The organism is Mycobacterium sp. GA-0227b, from assembly GCF_001499855.1.
Lineage (GTDB): Bacteria > Actinomycetota > Actinomycetes > Mycobacteriales > Mycobacteriaceae > Mycobacterium.
Window position 1 is genome coordinate 75,398 of record NZ_LQIK01000010.1, and the last position, 24,265, is coordinate 99,662.

27 protein-coding genes are annotated in these 24,265 nt (G+C 68.5%); 10 read left to right on the plus strand and 17 right to left on the minus strand.

Features of this window, described 5'->3' with window-relative positions:
• Positions 1 to 46 precede the first annotated feature (46 nt).
• Positions 47 to 553 (minus strand): GNAT family N-acetyltransferase, encoded by a 507-nt coding sequence (locus AU185_RS10105; RefSeq protein WP_059099294.1) that lies wholly within the window; start codon positions 551 to 553, stop codon positions 47 to 49.
• A 17-nt stretch (positions 554 to 570) separates the two neighbouring features.
• Between AU185_RS10105 and AU185_RS10110 the strand changes: the two genes are divergently transcribed.
• The gene (locus AU185_RS10110; RefSeq protein ID WP_059099295.1) at positions 571 to 1,434 is read left to right on the plus strand and encodes an SDR family NAD(P)-dependent oxidoreductase; all 864 of its coding nucleotides are present in this window, start codon (positions 571 to 573) and stop codon (positions 1,432 to 1,434) included.
• A 20-nt stretch (positions 1,435 to 1,454) separates the two neighbouring features.
• Positions 1,455 to 2,321, plus strand: a complete 867-nt coding sequence (locus AU185_RS10115; RefSeq protein WP_059099296.1) for an SDR family oxidoreductase — start codon at positions 1,455 to 1,457, stop codon at positions 2,319 to 2,321.
• Positions 2,322 to 2,406: 85 nt separating this feature from the next.
• On the opposite strand, the gene AU185_RS10120 is transcribed toward AU185_RS10115, so the two are convergent.
• From AU185_RS10120 to AU185_RS10145, 6 genes are all read right to left on the minus strand, one after another.
• On the minus strand, positions 2,407 to 2,826 hold the full coding sequence (locus tag AU185_RS10120; RefSeq protein ID WP_059099297.1) for a hypothetical protein: 420 nt from the start codon (positions 2,824 to 2,826) through the stop codon (positions 2,407 to 2,409).
• Positions 2,827 to 4,053: an O-succinylhomoserine sulfhydrylase gene (locus tag AU185_RS10125; RefSeq protein ID WP_059099298.1), complete on the minus strand. Its 1,227-nt coding sequence runs from the start codon at positions 4,051 to 4,053 to the stop codon at positions 2,827 to 2,829.
• Between the two features lie 73 nt (positions 4,054 to 4,126).
• Positions 4,127 to 4,540, minus strand: a complete 414-nt coding sequence (locus AU185_RS10130) for a rhodanese-like domain-containing protein (protein ID WP_059099299.1) — start codon at positions 4,538 to 4,540, stop codon at positions 4,127 to 4,129.
• A gap of 20 nt (positions 4,541 to 4,560) precedes the next feature.
• A complete protein-coding gene (locus AU185_RS10135) occupies positions 4,561 to 5,019 on the minus strand; it encodes an Rv0361 family membrane protein (protein WP_059099300.1) in 459 nt (152 codons plus the stop codon).
• A 3-nt stretch (positions 5,020 to 5,022) separates the two neighbouring features.
• Positions 5,023 to 6,279 (minus strand): formate-dependent phosphoribosylglycinamide formyltransferase, encoded by a 1,257-nt coding sequence (gene purT, locus AU185_RS10140; RefSeq protein WP_059099301.1) that lies wholly within the window; start codon positions 6,277 to 6,279, stop codon positions 5,023 to 5,025.
• Positions 6,280 to 6,306: 27 nt separating this feature from the next.
• On the minus strand, positions 6,307 to 6,792 hold the full coding sequence (locus AU185_RS10145; RefSeq protein ID WP_502687985.1) for a MarR family winged helix-turn-helix transcriptional regulator: 486 nt from the start codon (positions 6,790 to 6,792) through the stop codon (positions 6,307 to 6,309).
• A gap of 55 nt (positions 6,793 to 6,847) precedes the next feature.
• On the opposite strand from AU185_RS10145, the gene AU185_RS10150 reads away from it, so the two are divergent.
• From AU185_RS10150 to AU185_RS10160, 3 genes are read left to right on the plus strand one after another with little or no spacing between them, the layout of a single operon-like run.
• Positions 6,848 to 8,866 (plus strand): MMPL family transporter, encoded by a 2,019-nt coding sequence (locus tag AU185_RS10150; protein WP_059099303.1) that lies wholly within the window; start codon positions 6,848 to 6,850, stop codon positions 8,864 to 8,866.
• Between the two features lie 53 nt (positions 8,867 to 8,919).
• Entirely contained in the window at positions 8,920 to 10,128 is a 1,209-nt protein-coding gene (locus AU185_RS10155) for a cytochrome P450 (protein ID WP_059099304.1), read from the plus strand.
• 4 nt (positions 10,129 to 10,132) lie between these two features.
• Positions 10,133 to 10,324, plus strand: coding sequence for a ferredoxin (locus tag AU185_RS10160; protein ID WP_059099305.1), 192 nt, complete (start codon positions 10,133 to 10,135; stop codon positions 10,322 to 10,324).
• Here the strand turns inward: AU185_RS10160 and AU185_RS10165 are convergent.
• The 3 genes from AU185_RS10165 to AU185_RS10175 all read right to left on the minus strand — a co-directional run bounded on the left by AU185_RS10165 (position 10,321) and on the right by AU185_RS10175 (position 13,011).
• On the minus strand, positions 10,321 to 10,992 hold the full coding sequence (locus AU185_RS10165; protein WP_082683818.1) for a hypothetical protein: 672 nt from the start codon (positions 10,990 to 10,992) through the stop codon (positions 10,321 to 10,323). The two genes, AU185_RS10160 and AU185_RS10165, sit on opposite strands and share 4 nt — an antisense overlap.
• 91 nt (positions 10,993 to 11,083) lie before the next feature.
• Entirely contained in the window at positions 11,084 to 11,719 is a 636-nt protein-coding gene (locus AU185_RS10170) for a PaaI family thioesterase (RefSeq protein ID WP_059099306.1), read from the minus strand.
• Complete coding sequence (locus AU185_RS10175) at positions 11,716 to 13,011, minus strand: adenylosuccinate synthase (protein WP_059099307.1); 1,296 nt, start codon at positions 13,009 to 13,011, stop codon at positions 11,716 to 11,718. Before AU185_RS10175 ends, AU185_RS10170 begins: the two co-directional genes overlap by 4 nt.
• A 79-nt stretch (positions 13,012 to 13,090) precedes the next feature.
• On the opposite strand from AU185_RS10175, the gene AU185_RS10180 reads away from it, so the two are divergent.
• From AU185_RS10180 to AU185_RS10190, 3 genes are all read left to right on the plus strand, one after another.
• The gene (locus AU185_RS10180) at positions 13,091 to 13,669 is read left to right on the plus strand and encodes a hypothetical protein (protein WP_059099332.1); all 579 of its coding nucleotides are present in this window, start codon (positions 13,091 to 13,093) and stop codon (positions 13,667 to 13,669) included.
• A gap of 119 nt (positions 13,670 to 13,788) precedes the next feature.
• Positions 13,789 to 14,568: a site-2 protease family protein gene (locus AU185_RS10185; protein WP_059099308.1), complete on the plus strand. Its 780-nt coding sequence runs from the start codon at positions 13,789 to 13,791 to the stop codon at positions 14,566 to 14,568.
• A 43-nt stretch (positions 14,569 to 14,611) separates the two neighbouring features.
• Positions 14,612 to 15,502: a cation diffusion facilitator family transporter gene (locus AU185_RS10190; RefSeq protein WP_059099309.1), complete on the plus strand. Its 891-nt coding sequence runs from the start codon at positions 14,612 to 14,614 to the stop codon at positions 15,500 to 15,502.
• Here the strand turns inward: AU185_RS10190 and AU185_RS10195 are convergent, their stop codons facing one another.
• Complete coding sequence (locus tag AU185_RS10195; RefSeq protein WP_059099310.1) at positions 15,503 to 15,919, minus strand: DUF3151 domain-containing protein; 417 nt, start codon at positions 15,917 to 15,919, stop codon at positions 15,503 to 15,505.
• Between the two features lie 116 nt (positions 15,920 to 16,035).
• On the opposite strand from AU185_RS10195, the gene AU185_RS10200 reads away from it, so the two are divergent.
• On the plus strand, positions 16,036 to 16,926 hold the full coding sequence (locus AU185_RS10200) for an Rv0361 family membrane protein (RefSeq protein ID WP_059099311.1): 891 nt from the start codon (positions 16,036 to 16,038) through the stop codon (positions 16,924 to 16,926).
• 19 nt (positions 16,927 to 16,945) lie between these two features.
• Here AU185_RS10200 and fbaA read toward each other — a convergent pair whose 3' ends face one another.
• A complete protein-coding gene (gene fbaA / locus AU185_RS10205) occupies positions 16,946 to 17,986 on the minus strand; it encodes a class II fructose-bisphosphate aldolase (RefSeq protein WP_059099312.1) in 1,041 nt (346 codons plus the stop codon).
• A gap of 153 nt (positions 17,987 to 18,139) precedes the next feature.
• On the opposite strand from fbaA, the gene AU185_RS10210 reads away from it, so the two are divergent.
• On the plus strand, positions 18,140 to 18,823 hold the full coding sequence (locus AU185_RS10210) for a DedA family protein (protein ID WP_059099333.1): 684 nt from the start codon (positions 18,140 to 18,142) through the stop codon (positions 18,821 to 18,823).
• Here the strand turns inward: AU185_RS10210 and nhaA are convergent.
• Genes nhaA through AU185_RS10235 form a run of 5 tightly spaced genes read right to left on the minus strand, consistent with a single transcriptional unit; the run spans position 18,820 to position 24,144 of the window.
• The gene (gene nhaA / locus AU185_RS10215; RefSeq protein WP_502687788.1) at positions 18,820 to 20,676 is read right to left on the minus strand and encodes a Na+/H+ antiporter NhaA; all 1,857 of its coding nucleotides are present in this window, start codon (positions 20,674 to 20,676) and stop codon (positions 18,820 to 18,822) included. The two genes, AU185_RS10210 and nhaA, sit on opposite strands and share 4 nt — an antisense overlap.
• The gene (locus AU185_RS10220; protein WP_059099314.1) at positions 20,673 to 21,776 is read right to left on the minus strand and encodes a glycoside hydrolase family 76 protein; all 1,104 of its coding nucleotides are present in this window, start codon (positions 21,774 to 21,776) and stop codon (positions 20,673 to 20,675) included. Before AU185_RS10220 ends, nhaA begins: the two co-directional genes overlap by 4 nt.
• Before the next feature lie 15 nt (positions 21,777 to 21,791).
• Positions 21,792 to 22,463 (minus strand): TrmH family RNA methyltransferase, encoded by a 672-nt coding sequence (locus AU185_RS10225; RefSeq protein WP_059099315.1) that lies wholly within the window; start codon positions 22,461 to 22,463, stop codon positions 21,792 to 21,794.
• On the minus strand, positions 22,456 to 23,355 hold the full coding sequence (locus AU185_RS10230) for a hypothetical protein (protein WP_059099316.1): 900 nt from the start codon (positions 23,353 to 23,355) through the stop codon (positions 22,456 to 22,458). The genes AU185_RS10225 and AU185_RS10230 overlap by 8 nt, the downstream gene beginning before the upstream one ends.
• 12 nt (positions 23,356 to 23,367) lie before the next feature.
• Positions 23,368 to 24,144 (minus strand): SDR family NAD(P)-dependent oxidoreductase, encoded by a 777-nt coding sequence (locus AU185_RS10235; RefSeq protein ID WP_059156969.1) that lies wholly within the window; start codon positions 24,142 to 24,144, stop codon positions 23,368 to 23,370.
• Positions 24,145 to 24,265 lie beyond the last annotated feature (121 nt).

Here is a 24,265-nt window from a genome sequence, read left to right on the forward strand (position 1 = left end):
GATAACGCCACAATCACCCCCGGTGTCGGCGACACCTCGATTCAGCTTATCGGCCGGGACGCAGGTCCTTGGCGAACGCGATCGGATACACCTCGCCGTCGGCGGGTAGCGGCTCGGCGAGGCGCGTGTAGCCCGCGGACACGTACAGCGCCTCGGCTTCGGGCTGGCGGTCGCCGGTCGTCAGGTAGACGCGGGCATAGCCGCGGGCGACGATCTCGCGCTCCAGTTCACCCAGCAGCGCCTTGGCGTAGCCACGCTGCCGGTGGTCACTGTCGGTCCAGATCCGCTTGAGTTCGGCGGTGGCATCGTCGAACCGGCGGAACGCACCGCCGGTAACGGGTCGTCCGCCGCTCAGGCCGATGAGCAGACCGCCGTTCGGGGCTTCGAACTCGTCGGCGGGATGGCTCCGCAGCCACGTCATCACCCGTTGTTCGGTGCCGCCGTAGCGACGGGCGTACTCCACCGCGAGTTCGGCGAGAAGCGGCTCGGCCAACGGATCGTCCTGACCGACCGACACGAAGCGGAGCTGATGGACTGCGGCGGACTCGCTCACGCGCTTATCCTTCCGCAATGACCTCGGAGCCGAGCGTGTCGGGCAAGGTGGCTTTCATCACCGGAGGGGCGTCTGGCATCGGCGCAGCGCTGGCGGCGAGGCTCGCTGACGGAGGCGCCGAGGTATGGATCGCCGATCGCCAGATCGGCCCCGCGCAAGAGTTGGCGCAACGGCTCAACAGCGGTGGCGCAACGGTACATGCGGTCGAGCTCGACGTGCGTGACTTCCCATCGTTCGAGAGCGGCGTCGCCGACGCGGTGCAGCAGTCCGGACGGATCGACTTCCTGTTCAACAATGCCGGCATCGGGGTGGGCGGCGAGATCGACTCGTACACACTCGACGACTGGAACGACGTCATCGACGTGAACCTGCGCGGTGTCGTGCACGGCATCCAGGCGGTCTATCCGATCATGATTCGTCAACGCTCCGGCCATATCGTCAACACCGCGTCCATGGCCGGCTTGATGACGAACGGCAGCCAGGCGAGTTACGCCGCCACCAAACATGCCGTCGTGGCGCTCACCAGGACACTGCGGATCGAGGCCGAGCGTCACGGCGTGCGGGCCTCGGTGCTGTGTCCGGGCGTGATCCGGACGCCGATCCTCACCGGCGGTGAGTACGGACGCCTCAACCTGCGCGGCGCCAGCAGGGACGACATCCTCAAATCGTGGGAGCAGCTGCGGCCGATGGCGCCCGAGAAGTTCGCCGACCGCGCCCTTCGGGCCGTCCTACGGAATGACGTCGTCATCGTGGTGCCTGGCTGGTGGAAGGCGTTCTGGTATCTGGAACGGCTCTCACCGGCGTTGACGCTGCGGCTTGCGAAACGCGTGCTCAAACAGTGGCGCGAGCTGGAGTCCTCCGGCCTTTCAACGAAAACTTGACAGGTGTAAAGTTCGGCCGCATGGACAACATCAGGGGTAGGACCATCGCGATCACCGGCGCCGCCCGCGGGATCGGCTACGCGACCGCGAAGGCGCTGCTGGCTCGCGGGGCGCGCGTGGTCATCGGCGATCGCGATGTCGCGCTGCAGGAGTCGGCCGTCGCTGCGTTGACCAAGCTCGGCTCGGTGTCCGGTTACCCGCTCGACGTCACGGACCGGCAGTCGTTCGAGACGTTCCTCGACAAGGCCCGCGTCGACGGCGGCGGCCGCATCGACGTGTTGATCAACAACGCCGGCGTGATGCCGATCGGCCCGTTCCTCGAGGAGTCCGAGCAGTCGATCCGGTCGACGCTCGAGGTGAACCTGTACGGCGTGATCACCGGCTGCCAGCTGGTGCTGCCGGAGATGATCGCGCGGCGCAGCGGCCACGTCATCAACATCGCCTCGCTGTCCGGGCTGATCCCGGTGCCGGGTCAGGTGGTCTATGTGGGCGCCAAGTTCGGCGTGGTCGGGTTGACCGCGGCGCTCGCCGACGAGGTCGCACCGCACGGCGTCGACGTGTCGGTGGTCATGCCGCCGTTCACCCGCACCGAGCTGATCTCGGGCACCAAGGAGACGATCGGCACCAAGCCGGTCGAGCCGGAGGAGATCGCCGCAGCGATCGTGAAGACGCTCGACAAGCCGAAGACGCATGTCGCGGTCCCGCCGTTCCTGCGCTTCACCGCCCAGGCCGCGCAGATGCTCGGCCCCCGCGGGCGTCGGTGGATGAACCGCAAGCTCGGGCTCGACAACGTATTCCTCGAATTCGACACCACCGCCCGCAAGAACTACGAGGACCGGGCCCGCACCGCGCAGGGCGTCGTCGAGGGACAGGCCGACAAGTCCTAACCGGCCGCCTACGCTCGAGATTGCATACAGGGTCGTGATTCGGGACGAACAGCCCTGGGTGCAATCTCGCGCGTAGGACCCGCCGCTAAGCGTCGGGGAACGTCGGCGCTGGATCTCCCAGCCGATAGCCCTCGATGACCTCCACACAGTCGAACAGTTCCTCGAGGCCGAACTGATAGTCGTCGGCAGTGCCCACGAACACCACATGTGCGACGTCCGCGGCGTCGTCAGCGGTCAGCACGATCGTCGTCACGTTGACGAGATCCTCATCGGGCACGTCGGCGTGCGACGGCGGATAGAACCACAACGCCGACTCCTCATCGGAGAGCTCGTCGTCGAACACCCAGCCCCGCTCTGTGATTCGCGCGTCGAATGCCTCCAGCACCGCCGCCGTCGCGGTCTGCTCGGTCAGCGCCTCCATCACGCCGTCGGGAACCCACCGCTCGTTGCGGGCGGCCTGCCGCTTGCGCCGGCGCGCCTTCTTCGCATCGCTGCGCTTGGACACCTACGCGAGCGCCTGGTCCAGGTCGTTGAGCAGATCGTCAGTTCCCTCCAACCCCACCGAGATTCGCACCACGCCGTCGCCGAGCCCGATGGCCGCGCGGCCCTCTGGCCCCATCGCGCGGTGTGTGGTGGTCGCGGGGTGGGTGATCAGGGACTTGGCGTCGCCCAGATTGTTCGAGATGTCGATGATGCGCAGTTTGTCGAGCACCTCGAACGCCCGCTCCTTGCTGCCACCCTTGAGCTCGAACGTGACCACCGTTCCGCCCCCGGTCATCTGGCGCTTGGCCAGGTCGTACTGCGGATGGGAGTCCAGGAACGGATAGCGCACCCAGCTGACCGACGGGTGCTTCTCCAGGAACTCGGCGATGCGCTGCGCCGACGCGTTCTGGTAGTCCACCCGAACCGCCATCGTCTCCAGGCCTTTGAGCAGCGTCCACGCGTTGAACGGGCTCAGCGCGGGCCCGGTGTGACGCATCAGCTTCTGCACCGGCTCGTCGATGTAGGCCTTGTCGCCCAGGATCGCGCCGCCGAGCACACGCCCCTGCCCGTCGATGTGCTTGGTGCCGGAGTACACGACGACGTCGGCCCCCAACGGGAAACCCTGCTGCAGGATCGGCGTCGCGAACACGTTGTCCAGCACGACTTTTGCGCCCGCGGCGTGGGCGAGATCGCAAACCGCGGCGATGTCCACCAGCTGCTGCATCGGGTTGGACGGCGTCTCGAAGAACACCGCCGCCGTCGGCACCGAGAGCGCCTCTTCCCACTGCGACAGGTCGTCGCCGTCGACGAACACCGTCTCCACGCCCCAGCGCGGCAGGATCTCGTTGCAGACGACGAAGCACGACCCGAACAGGCTGCGCGCGGCGACCAGCCGGTCGCCGGCCGCCAGCAACGCCCCCAGCGACGTGAACACCGCCGCCATCCCCGACGCCGTCGCGAAACAGGCAGGCGCGCCTTCGATCAGCCGCAAGCGCTCCTCGAACATCGAGATCGTCGGGTTGCCGTAGCGGGAGTAGACATAGCGGTCGCTTTCACCGGTGAACGCCCTCTCCGCCTCGGCAGCGGAGGAGTAGACGTACCCGGAGGTGAGAAACAACCCCTCGGCCGTCTCTTCGAACTCCGACCGCAACAGCCCGCCGCGCACGCCGATGGTGGCCTGGCTGACGCCGTCGGGCAGTTCCGCGGGTGTTCGGACGGACGGCACGGGGTTCTCCGGGCCAGAAGTCATGCCTCGACTCCCGCTCGCTCCGGTCCTCGCTCGTTCCTCGCTGCGATCCTCACTCGCGGTCGTCTTCGGGAAGTCATGACTGCTTCCAGGGCAGGCCGACGGCCTTCCACCCGGCGCGGCCGCGATGGCGATCCTGGTCGAGGTTGCCCTCGAAGCCGTCGAGCACGTTGTACGACGGCGCGATGCCCGCCTCGGTGGCGGCCTCGGCGGCGCCGATCGACCGGTTACCGGACCGACACAGGAACACCACCGGCCTTTCCCCGGGGGTGATTCCCGCCGACTTCAGCTCTTCGACGAACGACTCGTTGTGCGTGCCGTCGACGCGATTCCATTCGATGAACACGACATCGCGCTGCAGCGAGGACAGGTCGGGCACGCCGACGAAGCGCCACTCGGCGTCGGTGCGGCAGTCCACCAGCACGGCGTCGGGGGTGCCGGCCAGCAGTGACCATGCCTCCTCGGGCGTGATGTCTCCGGCATAACTCACGATCGTTGAGTGTCCCACAGCTACTTGGGTCCGGGGGAACAGACCTTCCACGCATCGCCGTCGCGCACGAAGGTCATCTCGACCGCTTTCTTCTCGTCCAGGGCCTTGTCGAAGTGATACGTCACCGTGGCGGTCGCGCGGTCCCCGTCGATCTTCACATCGGTGACGTCGTCGACGAACCGCTCACCGCGCTGGTCAATCGAATTGCGTTGCGCTGCGAGCACTTCCGTCTCAGTACCGGCGTGGGCCGGACACGTGTAGCCGCGGAAGTCGGAGTAGTTCTGCCGCTGCAGCGCGTCGTTCTGCCCGACCGCGGCCCGGGCGACCTGCTGATCGGCGGGCGGCTCGTCGTCCTCGAAGAGATTCAGCAGGCCGATTGCGATCACCACGAGCACAAAGATTGTGAGCGCGATCAGGAACGGTGCCGCGGTCGATCGGTCGGCGGGTTCCGACTCGGGGTCTGGCGTGGCGTCTGTCACGGGCTACCAGAGCCGGCGCAACGCGGCGGTGACGCGCCGGGCGCGGTCCCGGGCGACGATCGGATCGGGCGCGGTGGCCAGCGCCACCGCGAGTCGCCGCCTGGCCTCGGTTTCGTCGGGACGGTTGAACAGCCGGACGTCGCTCTCGGCGACGGTGAGAGCGTCGGCGAGCACCGCCTGGGGGTCGCCGATCGCCGGGTTCGCCTCCGCCCCGGCATAGCTGATCTCCGCGGCGGCCGGCGAGATCATGATGGTGTCGACGGGCAGCCCCAGGATCGCGCGGGCATGCAACTCGAATTCCGAGAGTCGCTGCGAGCGCAGCGTGACCAGGCCGCTGTCGTGCGGTCGTGGGCGGACGTTGTCGAAGTAGACCTCGTCACCGCTCACCAGCAGCTCGACGCCGAACACGCCGCGGCCGCCCAGCGAATTCACGATGCGCGCGCCGATCGACTTCGCGGCGTCCAGCGCGGCCGGCGCCAACCGCTGCGGCTGCCACGACTCGAGGACATCGCCGTCCGCCTGGCGGTGCCCGATCGGCTCGCAGAAGTGCACCGCGGGTCCCGTCGGCCCGACGGTGCGGATCGTCAGCAGCGTGACCTCGAAGTCGACCTCCACCACCGACTCGACCATCACCCGGTTGTGCGGCATCCGGCCGGCGGCAACGGCGCGCTGCCAGGCGGGTTCGACATCCTCCGGGCGTACCAGCACCGACTCGCCTTCGCCGGGCGCCGAGGCGATCGGCTTGACCACCAACGGAAAGCCGGCGTGTTGCGCGATCGCGGTCAGTTCCTCGGTTGAGCCCGCGAACCAGAACGGCGCCGTGGGCAACCCGAGCTCGTCGGCGGCCAACCTGCGCAGGCCCTCCCGATCCAGCGACAGCCGGGTGCTGCGGGGGGTCGGGAAAACCTCGACCTCGCCGCGTTCGGCGACCGTGATCAGCGCATCGGCCGCGATCAGGCCCGCCTCGGCCACCAGGTAACGCGGGTTCTCCTTCTCGATCAGCGCCGACAGCACCTCGGCGTCGTTCATCTTGGCGACGATCGGGCGGTCGGCCACCCCGTGTGCCGGGGCGTCGGCGTAGCGGTCGACCGCGATGACCTCGGCGCCGAGCCGCTGGAACGCCAGCGCCAACTCGCGGCTCAGTTCGCCCGAGCCGAGCAGCATCACCGAGGACGGACCGGCCGTCCCGGCGGCAGGTTCCGGTCCGGTCACCGCTTCACCGGCGTCGAGCGGCGTCTGGTTGTCAGGGGTGTCACTCATCGCGCGTCCAGCCTGCCAGACGTCGACTCAGTTCGAGAGAGCAGACTGGTCGAGCTGCCCACGGAATTGGCGCATGGCGTCGATGACGGCGGTGAACGTGCGGTGCGCCGCGGCCAGCTCGGCATCGGACAGCCCGGCCAGCGCGTCGTGCGTGCGTTCGGCCAGCGGGGTGAAAAACCCTCGTGCGACATCCATTCCGTGATCGGCCACCCGAAGGATCACCTTGCGGCGGTCAAGCGGGTCGGACTCCCGCCGGAAGTGCCCGGAGGCGATCATCCGCTCGACGAGGTACGTGATCGCTGCGGCCGACATTCCCATCCGTTTGCGCAGGTCTCCGGCCGTCAACGGGGACCCCTGCGTCTCTGCGACCATCACATACAGCAGAGCGCGAAAGTCGTTGGCGGCGACGTCGTGTCGGCTCGCGAACAGCCTGCCGATGCCGTCGGATTCGGCGTTGATCGCGCGCACATCGGCGGCGATCGTCGCCTCGAGAGCGTCGCGGTCCTCCGGCACGATCGAAAGCATAGGCCGTTTGCCTGGTCGTTAAGTATCTGAAATATTCGTCGTCATGTCCCGGCGCATCTCCTGGGTACTCGCGGTTCTCGTCGTGCTGGTCTCCGGCGCCCTGATGGCGCTTGTCGGCAGCGACGACTCGAGCGCGCGATCACCGGTACCCGTGCCCGACTCCGCCGAGTCGGCGCGCGTCGACGCGCTGCGGGCGCAGTTCCCGGGCGGCGACCGGGTTCCGGCGATAGTCGTGATCACCCGCGACGACGGCGCGCCGCTGCGCCCGGACGACGTCGCCGCCGTCAAGCAGAGGTGGCCCGCGGCCCAGGTGTCGGCCGACGGCGTGGCCGCACTGGCGGTCGTGCCGCTGGATGCCGACCTGACCGGGTTCGCACTCACCGACGAGGTCGAGAAGCTGCGTGCGGCGGCCGCCGACGGCCTGCCCGCAGACCTGCGCAGCGAGGTCACCGGCGGCCCGGCGTTCGGCGCCGACATCGCGGACTCGTTCTCCGGAGCCAATTTCACGCTGCTGGGCGTCACCGCGGCCGTGGTGGCGCTGCTGCTGATCATCACCTACCGCTCCCCTGTCCTGTGGCTGGTGCCGCTGGCGGTGATCGGTTTCGCCGACCGGGTGGCAGCGGTGCTGGGCAGCGCGGTCGCCCAGGCCTTCGGCATGACCCCGGACGGTTCGACGTCGGGCATCACCAGCGTGCTGGTCTTCGGTGCGGGCACCAACTACGCGCTGCTGCTCATCTCGCGGTACCGCGAGGAACTGGGCCGCACGGAGAACCACCGCGACGCGCTGGGCACCGCGGTGCGCCGCGCCGGTCCTGCGATCGTCGCCAGCAATGCCACGGTGGTGCTGGCCCTGCTAACGCTGGTGTTCGCGTCGTCGCCGAGCGTGCGCAGCCTCGGCGTGCAGGCGGCTGCCGGCCTGATCGTGGCCGCGGTGTTCGTGATGCTGGTCTTGCCGCCGCTGCTGAGCCTGTTCGGCAAGCGGTTGTTCTGGCCGTTCGTCCCCGCTGACGGGGCCGAACCGCTCACCGACAGCGGCGTCTGGCACCGCATCGCCGAGGCGGTGGCTCGCAGGCCCGGACGCGTCGCCGCGGTGACGGTGGCCGCCCTGGCGGTGTTGTCCCTCGGGATCTTGAGCACCCCGGTCGGGCTGTCGCAGACCGAGCAGTTCCGGGTGCAGGCCGAATCGGTCAGCGCATACGAGACGCTGGCCGACCACTTCCCCAGCGGCCTCACCGACCCGACCCGCGTCATCGCGGCGACGGACCGCGCCGCGGCGGTGCAGCGCGCGATCACCGAAACCCCTGGTGTCGTCTCGGCGCACCCGGCCGGACAGAGTCCCGGTGGGCTGACCCAATGGTCGGTGGTGCTCGACGCCGAGCCGGCTTCGGACCGTGCCTTCGAAACCATTGACGCACTGCGCAACTCAGTGCGCGGCGCCGATCCTGAAGCGCTGGTCGGCGGCTCCGATGCCACCGCGCGCGACGCCAGCGCCGCCGCCTCCCGCGACCGGCTGGTGGTGATACCGGCCATCCTGGTCGTGGTGCTGGCGGTGCTGTACGTGTTGCTGCGCGCAGCACTGGCCCCGCTGATCCTGGTGGCGGTGACCGTGTTGAGCGCCCTGGCGGCGCTGGGCTTGGGCGGCTGGGCCAGCGTTCACCTGTTCGGTTTCCCCGCGCTGGACAACACCGCACCACTGTTCGCGTTCCTGTTCCTGGTGGCGCTCGGCGTGGACTACACGATCTTCTTGGTGACCCGGGCCCGCGAGGAGACCCCCGAACACGGCACGCGCAATGGGATCGTCCGCGCGGTGTCGGCCACCGGCGCGGTGATCACCAGCGCGGGCATCGTGCTGGCCGCGGTGTTCTGCGTGCTCGGGGTGCTGCCGCTGATCGTGCTGACACAGGTCGGCATCATCGTCGGCCTTGGCATCCTGCTCGACACGTTCGTCGTGCGCACGGTGATCATCCCGGCGCTGTTCACGCTCATCGGGCCGCGCATCTGGTGGCCTGCGCTGCGGGGCCGGGTCGCCGAAGCCGACGTTTCGGTCGATCAGCGCGAGTGAAAACGACCACAACGTCGATCTCGGCGACGGCGCCGCGCCTGTAACGTCGTGTCATGACGCAAGCGCCCGAACGGCCGCCTCTGCACATGCGTCGCGACGCCTTCGCCCCGACGCCGGAGTTGGGCGAGATCCGCGAGACCACCGGCGTGCGCACCGTGTCCAATGCGTTCGGCATGACGGTCTACCTGATCACCCGGCACGACGACGTCAAAGAGGTGCTCTCGGATCACGAGCGTTTCTCCAACGGCCGCCCGCCGGGCTTCGTCCTCCCCGGCGCACCAACGCTTTCCGAGGACGAGCTGGCCCGTTCCCGGGCGGGCAACCTGCTCGGACTGGACCCACCCGAACACCAGCGGCTGCGGCGCATGCTCACCCCAGAGTTCACGATCCGGCGGATCAAGCGGCTGCAGCCGCGCATCGTCGAGATCGTCGACGCGCAGCTGGACCTGATGGAAAGTGCCGGTGCGCCCGCCGATCTCGTCGAGCACTTCGCGCTGCCGGTCCCGTCGCTGGTGATCTGCGAGCTGCTCGGGGTGCCCTACGAGGACCGCGACGACTTCCAGCACCGCAGCGCGCGCCAACTCGACCTGTCTCTGCCTGTCGCCGAGCGGTTCGAGTTGCAGCGGGCCGGCCGCGCGTACATGCGGTCGCTGGTCGAACGCGCGCGCCAGGATCCGGGCGACGACATCCTCGGAATGCTGGTGCGCGAACACGGCACCGAGCTCACCGACGACGAGCTCGTCGGCATCGCCGGGCTGTTGCTACTGGCGGGCCATGAGACCACCTCGAACATGCTGGGCCTCGGCACCCTCGCGCTGCTGCGACATCCCGAACAGCTCGCCGCGGTGCGCGACAATCCCGACGCAGTCGCCCCCGCGGTCGAGGAGCTGCTGCGCTGGTTGTCCATCGTGCACACCGCCATCCCGCGGATGACCACCACCGACGTCGAGATCGCGGGTGTTCGGATCCCGGCCGGACAACTGGTGTTCGTATCGCTGCCGTCGGGTAACCGCGATCCCGACTTCATCGACGCCCCCGACATTCTGGACATCGGCCGCGGTGCCGCCGGGCATCTGGCGTTCGGCCACGGCGTGCACCACTGCCTTGGCGCGCCGCTGGCCCGGATGGAGATGCGGGTGGCGTTTCCCGCTGTGCTGCAACGTTTCCCGGCGCTGCGGCTGGCGGAGGATTTCGCCGATGTGCAGTTCCGGTCATTTCATTTCATCTACGGTTTGAAGTCGTTGTCAGTCGACTGGAGGTGACGGCATGAGGGTGCAGGCCGACCGTGACGTGTGCATTCAGGCGGGCAACTGCGTGATGTCGGCCGACGCCGTGTTCGACCAGGACGACGACGGGATCGTGGTGGTGCTGGTGGATGAGGTGCCCGACGACGAACTCGACCATGCCCGCGAGGCCGTGAAGCTCTGCCCCTCACAGGCTTTGCGGTTGATCGACTAGTCGGTGCGGTCGAGGTCGAGCACGCCGGCGCGTACCAGCAGCAGCACGCTGACCACCAGCACCCAGACGGGGAAGGCCAGCACCAGCCACATGCTGACGTCCGCTGCGACGAGGAGCACGAGAGCGGTCACATACGTGACGGCGACCAGCCAGTGCGGCATCAGGTTGGTCCGCAGCCAGATGGTGGCCAGCGAGATCATGAACACCGCCGCCATCCGCAATCCGTATGTGGTGCTGAGGACTTCGAGCATCGCGATACCGAAGTCCGCCACCTGATCGCGGGACGTGACGTCGGCCTGGTCCGCCCTGCTGGCGACCAGCCCGGCGCCCACCGCCGACGTCGCGAACGTCATCGCCAGAAACAGCAGGCCGCTGCCGATGAACACCGACGAGAAGAACTTGTCCTCGTAGCGCCCGAACCCGTCGCGGATCACGCCGATGAACCACAGGAACGCGATGCCTGCGAACGGCGTCAGGATCGCCGACAGCCGTAGCTGGCCGCTGGCCCCGGCGATCCACTGCGACCCCGGCTCGGCGCCTGCGGGCAGCGCGATGCGGACGAGCACCAGCGCGGTGCCGAACAGCAGCGCGAACAACACGCCCGCCAGCGCCGCCGCGCGCGGGGTCGTCAGCCGTCGCAGATGCCGATCGGCAGGATGGGTCGCCACGCGGTCATGGTGTCAGGTCTGCGATCGAAACTGCGGACAGATCGCGAATGTGCGCCAGATCGCGATCTGTCCGCAGTCTCGGCGCAAGAGTTCACGGCTGGCCGGCGAGCAGCTGGATCATCAATCCGTTCGCCTCGGCGAGCAGGTTGTCCTCGGGATCCCGCAACTCGGCGTTGACGAAGGCCTTGCGCCCGTCGGCCTCACGCAGCCAGCCACGCGCCGTCAACTCGGTGTCGATCGGGGTCACCTTGCGGTAGTCGACATGCAGGAAACCGGTGCGGCTGATCGGACGTCCGACGGCGTGAATCACCATGCCGAACACGGAATCGAACAGCAACGGCAGCACCCCACCGTGTACGGCGTGGTTGCCGCCGACGTGGTACCGGCTGAACTGCACCTTGAGGTCCACACCGTTCGAGTCGAGCAGCACCTTCCGGTACGGCGGCATCAGCAGGCTGCCCGCACCGGGAAGCGACGGCACGCGGTTGGCCGGGCCGACGCCCTCGGCCGCTTCGAACGGGTCGAGCAGCGCGACCAGCGCCTCGGCCTGATCGGCGGCCTCGTCCCAGGTGTCGCTGTCAGGATCGGCGGACACGGCCAGGTCCTGCGCCCGGCGCATCGCCGCGAGGAACCGGCCGAAGCCCGGACCGGGTTGGGCGCGTTGAAAGTTCGGGAAGCCGCCGTGTTTGTCGTAGTCGGGGTCGACGAGGTGGGGATCGTCGGTCACGGGCGCGCCAGGATGTCGCGGCGCACGATGGTCTGGTCCCGGCCTGGCCCGACGCCGATACACGAGACATGCGCTCCGGCAAGCTCTTCCACCCGCAGCACGTAATCGCGGGCCTTGGCGGGCAGATCCTCGAATTCGCGGGCGCCGGAGATGTCCTCCCACCAGCCGGGCAGTTCCTCGTAGATGGGTTCGGCGTGGGCGATGTCGGACTGGGTCATCGGCATGTCGTCCAGACGCTGGCCGTGGACACGGTATCCGACGCAGACCGGCACGGTTTCGAGGCTGGAGAGCACGTCGAGCTTGGTGAGGAAGTAGTCGGTGATGCCGTTGACCCGGGTGGCATACCGGGCGATCACCGCGTCGAACCATCCGCAGCGGCGCCGCCTGCCGGTGGTCACGCCGAATTCGCCGCCGGTCTTGGACAGGTACTCACCGTTGGCGTCGAACAGTTCGGTCGGGAACGGGCCCGAGCCGACCCGCGTCGTGTAGGCCTTGAGGATGCCGAGCACGGTGGTGATCCGCGTCGGTCCGATACCGGAGCCCACCGCGGCGCCACCCGCTGTCGGATTGGACGATGTCACAAAGGGATACGTGCCGTGGTCGACGTCGAGCAGGGTGCCCTGCGAGCCCTCCAGCAGCACCGTCTCGCCTTTTTCCAACGCCGTGTTGAGCAGGTAGCGGGTGTCGGCGATGCGGTGTTTGAAGCCCTCGGCCTGGTTGAGCAGGTTGTCGACCACCTCCGCGGCGTCGAGCGCCTTGCGGTTGTAGATCTTGACCAGCACCTGGTTCTTGAATTCCAGTGCGGCATCGATCTTTTCGGCCAGCAGAACCGGGTCGAGCACGTCGGCCATCCGGATCCCGATCCGGGCGATCTTGTCCTGGTAGCAGGGGCCGATGCCGCGGCCGGTGGTGCCGATCTTCTTGCTGCCGGCGTAGCGCTCCACGACCTTGTCGATCGCGACGTGATACGGCATCAGCAGGTGCGCATCCGCCGAGATCAGCAGCCGCTCGGTGTCGACGCCGCGGTCGACCAGCCCCTGCAGCTCGGTGAGCAGCACACCGGGATCGACCACCACACCGTTGCCGATGACGTTGGTGACGCCGGGCGTGAGGATCCCCGACGGGATCAGGTGCAGGGCGAAGTTCTCCCCCGTCGGCAGGACGACGGTGTGGCCGGCGTTGTTGCCGCCCTGGTACCGCACGACCCACTGGACGCGCCCACCGAGTAGGTCGGTGGCTTTTCCTTTGCCCTCGTCGCCCCATTGCGCGCCGATGAGCACGATTGCCGGCATGGCTTGGTCTCCCGCTAATCTGCATCAACACTGTGCAGCCGGTGAGCTACCTTATCCCAGCCGTATGCGAGGAGCCGCGTTGAACGCCACTGACGTCGTGGTGTTGCTGTTCGGCGGCCGGCGATCGCCTCGCGCGCTGCGGGCTCTGCCCGTCGCCGAGGACCCCGACACACCCTGCCGACGCCTGATCGTGGTCGGCTCCGACGCCGACCTGGCGACAGTGCTGACCCGGCTGATGCGCACCGACCGGCTCGGCGTCGAGGTGGCGCACGTGCGGCGCCCGTGGCAGGCGCGACGGGCCCTGCGCGGCAGCGCGGCCCGGGTTCCGCTCATCCGCGACGACGCCGGCGCGGTGATCGTCGGCGCCGCCGAGTGGCGGGGCGAACCGGCCGGACAACCGCTGCACGGCGAGGCCGTCGTCGACGACACCGTGCTGTTCGACGGCACGGTGCCCGCGGTGCGCATCGAGCCGACGGACACCATGCCCGGCTTGCGTGCGGCCGTCGTCGGGGCCGGGCCGCGGCGCTGGGCCGCGGGCCGCGCCGCCCAGCTCGGCACCAGCGGCGCCCGCGTCGTCCGCGACGGTGTGCCTGCGGCCCGGCCGGTGAAGCGTTCGACGTTCTACCGGCACACCGAAGGGTGGCTGCGGGTCGGGTAGCCAGCCGCCCCAGGCCGCGGGTCGCTTCTAAACAACTCGACGAGACCGACGCAATGGCGGAATCCACCCGCACTTTTCCGCCATTACGTCGGTTTCGGCGAAGCGGTAGGTTTCGTGAGGTGACGATCCATCCGCTGCATCAGTCGGTGCGGCCGAGCCCGATCTTCCTGGCGATCGTCGCGACAACGGTGGTCGGCGGCGTGCTGGCGTGGCTGTCAGCGGACAAGGTCGAAGCGCTCGCCTACGTCGGCGTGTTCGTCTTCGTCATCGCCGGCTGGGTGGTGACGCTGTGCCTGCACGAGTTCGCGCACGCATACACCGCGTGGAAGTTCGGCGACCACGACGTCCCGGTCCGCGGCTATCTGACGCTGAACCCGCTGAAGTACTCGAATCCGCTGCTGTCGATTGGGCTTCCGGTGCTGATCATCGCGATCGGCGGAATCGGGCTGCCGGGCGGGGCGGTTTGGGTGCGCACGTCGTTCATGACCAAGCGTCAGAAGTCTCTGGTGAGCCTCGCAGGTCCGGGCACCAACCTGGTGTTCGCGGTGCTGCTGTTGGCTCTGACCGCGCTGCTGCGCGACTCGGAGCGTTCGGTGTTCTGGGCCGGTGTGGCCTTCCTCGGGTTCCTCCAGGTGACGGCGTTCGTGCTCAACATGCTGCCGATCCCCGGCCTGGACGGCTACGGCGCGCTGGAACCCCACCTGAGCCCCGACACGCAGCGGGCGCTGCAACCCGCAAAGCAGTGGGGGTTCTTCATCCTGCTGCTCTTGCTGCTGGCGCCCGGGCTCAACCAGTGGTTCTGGGACATCGTGCTGTGGTTCTTCGACATCTCCGACGTGCCGCGCCAGCTGGTCGGCGCAGGCAATTCGTTGACAAGGTTCTGGTCGGCCTGGTTCTGATCGCCACTTGCGACATATGCGAAGTTTTGCATAGATTGCTGGCATGGGTGCCGGCCACGATCACAGTCAGCGTGACACCCGCGTCAGCCGGATGGTCATCGCCGCGGCGATCCTGACCGGGTTCTTCGCGCTCGAGCTGATCACCGCGCTGCTGATCAATTCCATCGCGCTGCTGGCCGACGCAGGCCACATGCTCACGGACCTGGTCGCGATGTTCATGGGCCTGACCGCGGTGCTGCTCGCCCGCCACGGCAGCGCCTCACCCGCCCGCACGTACGGCTGGCATCGCGCCGAGGTCTTCACCGCCGTGGCCAACGCGGTGCTGTTGCTGGGGATGGCGGTGTTCATCCTCTCGGAGGCGTTCGAGCGCCTCGGCGACGCGCCGGAGGTGCCGGGCGTGCCGATGATCGTCGTCGCGTTGGCGGGTCTGGTGGCCAACGCGGTCGTCGTCCTGCTCTTGCGGGCGCATTCGGAGAACAGCCTGGCCGTCCGCGGCGCCTACATGGAGGTCGTCGCCGACACGGTCGGCAGCATCGGCGTGCTGATCGCGGGCATCGTCACGGTCACGACGGGCTGGCCGTACGCCGACGTCGTGGTCGCCGTGTTCGTGGCGCTGTGGGTGCTGCCGCGGGCGATCTCGCTGGCACGCGCGGCGTTGCGCATCCTGTCGGAGTCGTCGCCCACCCACATCGACGTCGAGGAGCTACGCACCGCGTTGTGCGCCGTCGAAGGCGTGACCGAGGTGCACGACCTGCACGTGTGGACGTTGGTCCCCGGTAAGGACATGGTGACCGCGCACCTGACCAGCGACCGGGACTCGGCCTTGGTGCTCGACGACGCGCGCGCGGTGCTCACCGCGCGCGGGCTGGACCATTCGACGGTTCAGGTGGAACCGCCCGACGGCGACACCGACTGCAGGTGTGAAGCGGAGTAGTCAGGCAAGCCCGAGTTCGGCCCGCGCCGACGGGTCGCAGTCGTCGAGCAAATCGAGGCAGCGCTGGTTCTCGTCGGTCTCGCCGATCGCGTCGGCCGCGCGCGCCAGCGCGGCCACACAGCGCAGGAAGCCGCGGTTGGGCTCGTGACGGAAGGGCACGGGACCGAAACCCTTCCACCCGTTGCGCCGCAACTGATCCAGCCCGCGGTGGTAGCCGGTGCGTGCGTAGGCGTACGCGGTGATGGCCCTGTCGTCGGCCAGCGCCTCCTCGGCCAGCGTCGCCCACGCGACCGAGGCCGACGGATGTGCGGCCGCCACGATCGCCGGGTTCTCGCCCGCGGCGAGTTCGGCCTCGGCGTCGCTGTCGCCCGGCAGCAGCACCGGATCCGGACCCAGGAGATCACCCATCCGTGTCATGGCCCCCATTGTGCCGTGCACGTCACCGGCACCGATGGGCGCACGGGTTCGAGCGACGGGCCGGACCAGTGACTAAGCTTCCCGCCGTAGCGTCGTAAGGGAGGACCGCAGCAGGCATGTCGAACCCATCAGGGCCTGACCAGCCGGAAGACGTCTCGGCCGCGCCGGACGCTTCGGACATTGAAGCCTCCGAGAACCCCGAAGCGCCCGAGCCCGCGGATTCCACAGGCGACGAGGCAGCCGTCGACGACGCCCCGGAGGCAGAGGGCTCGCACGATCCGGAACCGGCGACCGAGGTGATCGAGCAGCACGGTGACCACGAACCCGCGACCGAGGTCATGGCGGCCGCCCAACCGCAGACAGCGGAGGCGCCGCACATCCAGGAGGGTGAGCGCCGATTCACCGCGCCGTCGGGTTTCGACGCGGGCACGACGCAGCGGATCGACACCCCGGCCGAACCGGCCACCGAGGTGTTCGCCTCCCCCTCCGAAGTGGCGGGACAGCAGAAACCCGTTGCCCCGCAAGTCATTCCGGCGCGTGGCGAGGCGCCCAAGCCACCTGCGCAGCGCCGCAGCTGGGGCTGGGTGGTGGCTGTGGTGCTGGTCATCGCCGCGCTGGTCGCGATCGCGGTGCTCGGCACCGTGCTGCTCACCCGGGACTCGCAACCGAGGGCGTCGCAGGAGGAGATGGTCCGCGCCGCCATCGAGGAGTTCGACACGGCGATCCAGAGCGGTGATCTGGCGAAGCTGCGCGGTATCACCTGCGGAAGCAAACGGGACAGCTACGTCAAGTACGACGACAAGACCTGGGCGGAGATCCACGAGCGGGTGAGCAAGACCAAACAGTATCCGGTGGTCGCCAGCATCGACCAGGTGGTGATCAACGGCGATCACGCCGAGGCGAACGTCACCGCTTTCATGGCGTACGCACCTGCGGTCCGGTCGACCCGAAGCTTCGACCTGGAGTTCCGCGACGACCAGTGGAAGATCTGCCAAGCGCCCCAATAGGCGACTTCACTGGTTTGCTTCACTGGTTTGCGGTGACCGAACGACCGGCGCTGTGCAGATCCCGGCACGCCTCGATGACGCGTTCGGTCATCGACGCCTCCGCCTTCTTCAGATAGCTGCGCGGGTCGTAGGCCTTCTTGTCCCCGACCTCCCCGTCGATCTTCAGCACGCCGTCGTAGTTGGTGAACATGTGCGCCGCGACGGGCCGGGTGAATGCGTACTGGGTGTCGGTGTCGACGTTCATCTTCACCACGCCATAGCGGAGCGAATCCTCGATCTCGGACTTCAGCGAACCCGAACCCCCGTGGAAGACGAAGTCGAAAGGCTTTGCATCCGAGGCTAATCCGAGCTTGGCGGCCGCGACCTTCTGTCCCTCGGCGAGCACCTCGGGCCGCAGTTTGACGTTGCCGGGCTTGTACACGCCGTGCACATTGCCGAACGTCGCCGCCAACAGGTATCTGCCGTGTTCGCCCGCGCCGAGCGCCTCGACCGTCTTCTCGAAATCCTCTGCGGTGGTGTAGAGCTTGTCGTTGATCTCGTGCGCCACGCCGTCTTCCTCACCGCCGACCACGCCGATCTCGATCTCCAGGATGATCTTCGCCGCGGCGGCCTCCTTGAGCAGTTCACGGGCGATCTCGAGGTTCTCGTCGATCGGCACCGCTGACCCGTCCCACATGTGCGACTGGAACAGCGGCTGACCGCCCTCGGAGACGCGTTGCTGTGAGATCGTCAGCAGCGGCCGGACATAGGTGTCGAGCTTGTCCTTCGGACAGTGGTCGGTGTGCAGCGCGACGGTGATCGGATACTTCGCGGCGACGACGTGGGCGAACTCGGCCAGCGCGACCGCACCGGTGACCATGTCCTTGACACCCAGGCCGGAGGCGAATTCGGCTCCGCCGGTGGAGAATTGGATGATGCCGTCACTGGCGGCGTCGGCGAAGCCCTTGATCGCGGCGTTTACGGACTCCGACGACGTGCAGTTGATGGCCGGAAACGCGAACCCGTGCTCCTTGGCCCGGCCGAGCATCTCCGCGTACACCTCGGGCGTTGCGATGGCCATGAGCGGTCCTCTCGGCGGTTTCGGCGATTATCCCACCGAACGGCCCACCTCACATGGCCAAGACCATGCGATACCGGGGCCGGCACGCGCTGGCCGGTATCTTGGGGCACTGTGACCATCTCGGCCCTCGCGGCGACCGACCAGCTGGCGCTGATGCCGGACTTCCTCGACCCGATGACGCTGCTCGGCTACTTCGGCACGTGGGCGCTGGTCGGGCTGCTGGTGGTCATCTTCGTCGAGTCGGGGGTGTTGTTCCCGATTCTGCCCGGTGACTCGCTGCTGTTCGTGGCGGGCATGCTGGCTGCCGGTACGGCCGCGTTGGCCGAAGGCGGCGGCGAGGTCATCAACTTCCAGCTGTGGCAGCTGCTGGTGTTCATCCCGATCGCCGCCATCCTGGGCGGCCAGGTCGGCTACTGGATCGGCCGCAACCTCGGCACCGCGATGTTCAAGCCGGATGCGCGGTTCCTGAAACAGAAGTACCTCGAAGAAGCACACGTGTTCTTCGAACAACGCGGCCCGTTCGCGATCGTCATCGCCCGGTTCGTGCCGATCGTGCGCACGCTCGCACCGCTGACCGCCGGCGCCGCCCGGATGAACTACGGGGCCTTCACGCTGTTCAACGTGATCGGCGCGGTCGTCTGGGGCGTCGGGCTGACGCTGCTGGGCTACTGGCTCGGCCGGTTCGAGATCATCCAGAAACTGCTGGAGCCGATCGTCATCGCGATCGTGGTGGTCTCCGTGCTGCCGATGTTCATCGAGTGGTTCAAGCGGCGCCGGGCCGCCAAGCGGGCCGGGATCGCGGCGCCGCCGGTCGACTCCGGCGAGCAGCCGGGCTAACGGCCGACTCGACCGCTCTCGAGCGCGCGGATCAGGCTGGCGGCGTCGAACGGGCCCCTGTGCCGCTTGCCGTTGACGAAGAACGTCGGCGTCGAGTTCAGGTCCATCAGCTCCGCGTCCTGCGCGTCGTCCTGCACGTGGTGCAACGCCTTCGACGGGTGCGCGCGCACGTCCTGGTCGAACCGCTCGATGTCGCAGCCCGCCGCCACCGCGTAGCGGTACATGTCCGACCACTCCAGGTCGTCCTGGTGGCCGAACAGCTCCCTGGCCATCTCCCAGAATCTGCCCTGCGCCGCGGCTGCCTCGCTTGCGCGCGCGGCGTCGAACGCGCGCGGGTGGGCACGTTCCAGCGGCAGATGACGCCACACATAGCGCAGTTCGGCGCCGAAGTGGTCGCGCACTTCGTCGATCGCACCGGTGGCCCGGCTGCAGAACGGGCACTCGAAGTCGCCGTACTCCACGAGCGTCAGCGGGGCGTCGGGATCTCCCTTGATGTGGTCACGGTCCGGGTCGATCGGCCGCAGCAGTTTCAGCCCGACCGGGTCCGGCGGGCTGAGCCAGTCGGTGATGCGGAAGATCGCCCACCCGAGCAGGAATGCGACCACCGAGGCGATCAGCACGCCGATGATCGCCTGCTCCTGGCGCCCGGGGTCGTCGATCGCGATGTCGACGATGAAAAGCGAGATCGTGAAACCGATTCCCGACAGCGCAGCACCGCCGGCGATCCGGCGCAACGTCAGTCCTGGCGCCAGTTCGCCGACACCGCTGCGCCGCATCACCCACGTCGAGGTGGTGATGCCGACGAACTTGCCGACCACCAGACCGACGACGATGCCCCATGTCAGCGGCGAACGCAGGGCCGCCGACACGCCGGCCGCATCGAGCACCACCCCGGCGTTGACCAACGCGAACAGCGGCAGCACCACGAAGGACACATACGGCCGCACGCCGGTCTGCAGGCGTTCGTTGATCGAGATCGAATCCCGCAGGCCGCGGGTCACCTCGCGGGCGTAACGCGAGTTCGGCGACTGCCGGAACGCGCGGATGCGCGCGACGACCTCCTCGACCTGGCTGCGCTCCGGCGAGTACACCGGGATCAGCAGCGCCACGGCGACGCCCGCCAGCGTCGGGTGTACACCGGCCATGAACAGCCCGATCCACAGCGCGAAGCCGAGCGCGGCGTAGGCGGGGCCGCGCGCCGCCGGCAGGAACTGCACCAGCGCGAGCGCCACGATGATTGCGATCGAGACCGCAAGCGGCGCAACGCTGATGCGGTCGGAGTAGAACAGCGCGATCACGCCGAGCGCGCCGACGTCGTCGACGACGGCCAAGGTCAGCAGGAAGATCCGTAGCCGCGCCGGGAACTTCGGCTTGATGACCGCCAGCGCACCGATCAGAAACGCGGTGTCGGTGGATATCACCACACCCCACGCCTCGGCGTTCTCGCCGGACGGATTGAACATCAGGAAGATCGCGGCGGGCACCGCCAGTCCGGCGATGGCCGCCACCACCGGCACCGCCGCCCTGGCCCGGTCGGTCAGCTCACCGATCGCGAATTCGTGCTTCACCTCGAGCCCGACGATGAAGAAGAAGAACGCCATCAGCCCGTCGTTGACCAGATGTTTGACGGTCAGCTCGAAGCGGTGCTCGGCGAAGGTGAACCCGACGTGGGTATCGAGAAACGCCCAATAACCATGCGCCCACGGCGAATTCGCCCAAACGAGCGCGGCGATCGTGAAGAGCAGCAGCAGGGCGGCCGCCGTGTTCTCCTCGGTCTTGACCGCCTTGGCGTCGCGGCTGAACCGTGTCGGCAGCAGGCGGACGATCCGCGGAACCGAGTGCGAGGCGCTCACTCCTCGGTCACGGCGTGGGCGGCTTCCATCAGCATCCATCCCGACAGCTGCACCGACAGGTCGCGCTCGGGCACCTCGGAGGCGTTGACCGCACCCTCGACGAACTGCGCCTGACTGCCTGCGGCGGTGGGGATTTCGGCGGTGCGCTCCCAGAACGCGCTGAACAGGGGCAGCCCGTCGACGGTCTGGCGGTTCTGCCACGCCGCCTCCGCGGAACCCAGCACCAGTGAGCGGGCGGTGTCACGGGCCGCGCCGTCGTCGTCGTCGTGCTGCGGCAACGTGGTCGCGACCAGTGCGAGATAGCGCGCCAGGATGCCGTTGAACAGGCCGCCGTCGCCGCCACCGGCGCCCTTGATGACACCGTCGGGCGCCATGTTTTCGGCGACCGCCGCGACCAGCCGGTGCACCCGCCTGGCGTGGTCGGGGTCATCGGTGCGCGCGGCCAGTTCGGTTTCCAGGCCCAGCACCACGCCCTGGCAGTACGTGTACTGGGCGCGCACCAGCGAGCCGCCCTTGATCCCGTCGAACACCAGGTGGGTGTCCGGGTCGATCAGGGTCTCGTCGATCCAGTCCGACATCTGCTGGGCGCGACGCAACCGGTCGTCGTAGCGGGCCAGGAAGATCGCTGCCGGGCCGTTGGCCGGGGCGTTGAAGAACTGGTCCTGCTTGCGCCACGGGATGCCGCCGCCGTCCTCGGGCACCCAGGCGTTGACGAACTGATCGGCCAGTTTCTCGAGCGCCTTCGGTCGCTGCACCCCCGCCAGCCTGGCTGCGCGTTCGAGCGCCAGCGCCAGCCACGCCATGTCGTCGTAGTAGTCGTTGGTCCACCGCAGGTTGTTGCGCAACCGGTGCGTGCGGATCTGGCGGACGATCATCTTCTGCCGCTCGGGTCGCGGGTCGCGCACCTGCGCGTCGACGAGGTTGTCCAGCAGATGCGCCTGCCACCAGTAGTGCCACGTGCCGAACAGTCGGTGCTGCCGCGCCGCGGGCCAGGCGACCACGCCCAGTTGTGTGCCGGGCAAGCCCCACAGCCGTTTGAGGTGTCGCTTGGCGATCGCGGCCTCAGCGCTGGTTGCGCGGTTGGCCCAGAGCTGATCCATGGTGTCGATCCTGCCCTACCAGGCCGCCGAAAGGTCCCCGTGTTGAGTGATCCAGGTGTGCATCGCGATACCGGCGGCGACGCCGGCGTTGATGCTGCGGGTCGAGCCGAACTGGGCGATGGACACGGTCAGCGCGGCGCCGGCCCTCGCCTCGTCGGTGATGCCGGGCCCCTCCTGGCCGAAGATCAGCAGGCAGTCCCGCGGCAGCGAGGTGGTCTCGAGACGCGCGGCGCCCGGGATGTTGTCGACGGCGACGACGGTGAGGCCGGCCTCGGCGGCGAACGCGAGCAGTGCGGCGGTGGTGTCGTGGTGGCGCAGTCGCTGATAGCGATCGGTCACCATCGCGCCGCGGCGGTTCCAGCGCCGTCTGCCGACGATGTGCACGGTGTGGACGGCGAACGCGTTGGCGGTGCGCACCACCGCGCCGATGTTGGCGTCGTTGCCGAAGTTCTCGATCGCAATGTGCAACGGGTGTCTGCGGGTATCGATGTCGGCGATGATCGCCTCCTGCGTCCAATACCGGTATGCGTCAACGACGTTGCGGGTGTCACCGTCGCGCAGCAGCACGGGGTCGTAGCGCGGGTCGTCAGGCGGCGGGCCGGGCCACGGACCTACGCCGGGGCCCTCACCCCACTCCGTCGGTCCCGGAGGCGCGGCGGCGACATCCTGGCCCGGCGGCTCAGGCATCCTCGGTCCACAGCGCGGCATGCGTGCCGACCAGCGAAACCGTCGCATACAGCAGGGCTCTGTTGATCTCTCCCTGGGTGCACAGCGACGCACGAACCTGGACCGCGTCGCGGGAGGCGTCGGGCAGCACCAGCACCGAATCGCCGTAGATGTCGCACGCGTGGTTGAGTCCGGGTGGGGGCAGCGTCGGCGACACCAACACCATCGCGGGCCCGCCACGCTGCTCGGAGACGTCGCGGTACTGCTCGGCCAGGCCGCTGATCTCGAGGCCGATCAACATGTAGCCGTTGCCGGTGAACGCGTTCGGGTCGCCGAGCGCCGTCGCGTCGAGCATGGCGCCGTCGGCGCGGAACGCGTCGAGGCTCGTGGTCTCGAGCGACAGCCCGGTGTCGTTGTCCCTGACCGCGGGCAGCCCGACGGGGAACGCCAACGGGTGCGCGATAGTGGTGCCCGGCACCCGGTCGCTCGGCGAGTAGGCGTACACGCCTCGCAGCTGCACCTGGTCGCGCGCCGGCCCGATGCATACCGTGCCGGTGAGGCGGTCCGGCGTCGGAGCCGAAAGTGGTTGCACCTCAAGGTTGGTCACATCGCGGCACGCTCCGATCGCGTTGGCCTCGATCGGGTGTGCGAGGGCACCGTAGAGGCCGAACCGGATGTCTTCGGGCTTGGTGTGCGCGCCGCCGGGCTCCGATGGTGACGCGTCGACGTCGAACAAGACGTAGTCGCCGTCGAAACGCAGGTTCGACACCGACATGTTCCAGCCCAGCGTCGCAAGCGATTCGCCGATGGTCGCGGTCTGCGCGGCGTAGGGCCGCTCCAACCGGTCGTCAGTGGAACACGAACAGGCCGCGACGACGATGATCGCTGCCAGCGCTGCGGTCAGGGCACGCACGTGAGGCAAGCTCTACGTCCTGCTGCGGCCACGGCCGACGACTTTCGTCATCGCTCGCACCAGGTTTCGCGGCACGAGCCGCCCGCCGACGGTCAAAGCCTTGTACTGCAGGCCGGGCACGATGACCACCTTGTTCTTGGCCACGCCCGCCATTGTCTCGCGCACCACGTCGTCGACTTCGAGCCAGAACCACGACGGCGTGCCGTCCATGTCGATACCGGCGCGCTGGTGGAACTCGGTGCGGACGAAGCCCGGACAGAGTGCGTGCACGCCGACGCCGGTGCCGCCCAGGCCGTTGGCGAGGCCTTCGGAAAACGCGATCACCCACGCCTTGGACGCCGAATACGTCGAACCGCGGCCGGGCAGCAGGCCGGCGACGCTGGCGACGTTGATCACCGTGCCCCGGTGCGCGGCCAGCATCGGCGGCAGCGCGGCGTGCGTCAGCTCCATGACCGCGGTGACGTTGACGTCCAGCTGCGACTGCAGCAGCGCGAGGTCGGCGGTCCAGAACTCCCCGGAGGTGCCGAACCCCGCGTTGTTGACCAACACCCGCACGCCGGCGGCCAACCGGTCGGCGACCTTGGCCCGGTCGGCGGCCTCGGCGAGGTCGGCGGTGAGCACCTCGACGTCCGCGCCGGTTTCGTCGCGCAGTTCGGCGGCCAGGCGCTCGAGTCGCGCTCCGTCGCGGGCGACGAGGACCAGGTCGTGACCGTCGCGGGCGTACCTGCGGGCGAAACCCGCGCCGATGCCGGACGTCGGCCCGGTGATCAGTGCGACGGGGCGAGACATGCTCTAGAGATTACTTACCGCTGATAGTGCGGCGACTGCCGTCCGTTGCGCGACGGCGGTTGCCGCCGGGCCGCATCGGGGCGGGCGGGCGGCGGCTGGGGGTAGCGAGCGGCTTGGTGGT

Bases quoted from the DNA above. Each gene is read 5' to 3' on its own strand.
- AU185_RS10110 (WP_059099295.1), top strand. From the start codon at position 571: ATGACCTCGGAGCCGAGCGTGTCGGGCAAGGTGGCTTTCATCACCGGA.
- AU185_RS10115 (WP_059099296.1), top strand. From the start codon at position 1,455: ATGGACAACATCAGGGGTAGGACCATCGCGATCACCGGCGCCGCCCGC.
- AU185_RS10125 (WP_059099298.1), bottom strand. From the start codon at position 4,053: ATGACTTCTGGCCCGGAGAACCCCGTGCCGTCCGTCCGAACACCCGCG.
- purT (WP_059099301.1), bottom strand. From the start codon at position 6,279: ATGAGTGACACCCCTGACAACCAGACGCCGCTCGACGCCGGTGAAGCG.
- AU185_RS10150 (WP_059099303.1), top strand. From the start codon at position 6,848: ATGTCCCGGCGCATCTCCTGGGTACTCGCGGTTCTCGTCGTGCTGGTC.
- AU185_RS10155 (WP_059099304.1), top strand. From the start codon at position 8,920: ATGACGCAAGCGCCCGAACGGCCGCCTCTGCACATGCGTCGCGACGCC.
- AU185_RS10160 (WP_059099305.1), top strand. From the start codon at position 10,133: ATGAGGGTGCAGGCCGACCGTGACGTGTGCATTCAGGCGGGCAACTGC.
- AU185_RS10175 (WP_059099307.1), bottom strand. From the start codon at position 13,011: ATGCCGGCAATCGTGCTCATCGGCGCGCAATGGGGCGACGAGGGCAAA.
- AU185_RS10190 (WP_059099309.1), top strand. From the start codon at position 14,612: ATGGGTGCCGGCCACGATCACAGTCAGCGTGACACCCGCGTCAGCCGG.
- AU185_RS10195 (WP_059099310.1), bottom strand. From the start codon at position 15,919: ATGACACGGATGGGTGATCTCCTGGGTCCGGATCCGGTGCTGCTGCCG.
- AU185_RS10200 (WP_059099311.1), top strand. From the start codon at position 16,036: ATGTCGAACCCATCAGGGCCTGACCAGCCGGAAGACGTCTCGGCCGCG.
- fbaA (WP_059099312.1), bottom strand. From the start codon at position 17,986: ATGGCCATCGCAACGCCCGAGGTGTACGCGGAGATGCTCGGCCGGGCC.
- AU185_RS10210 (WP_059099333.1), top strand. From the start codon at position 18,140: ATGCCGGACTTCCTCGACCCGATGACGCTGCTCGGCTACTTCGGCACG.
- AU185_RS10220 (WP_059099314.1), bottom strand. From the start codon at position 21,776: ATGGATCAGCTCTGGGCCAACCGCGCAACCAGCGCTGAGGCCGCGATC.
- AU185_RS10225 (WP_059099315.1), bottom strand. From the start codon at position 22,463: ATGCCTGAGCCGCCGGGCCAGGATGTCGCCGCCGCGCCTCCGGGACCG.
- AU185_RS10235 (WP_059156969.1), bottom strand. From the start codon at position 24,144: ATGTCTCGCCCCGTCGCACTGATCACCGGGCCGACGTCCGGCATCGGC.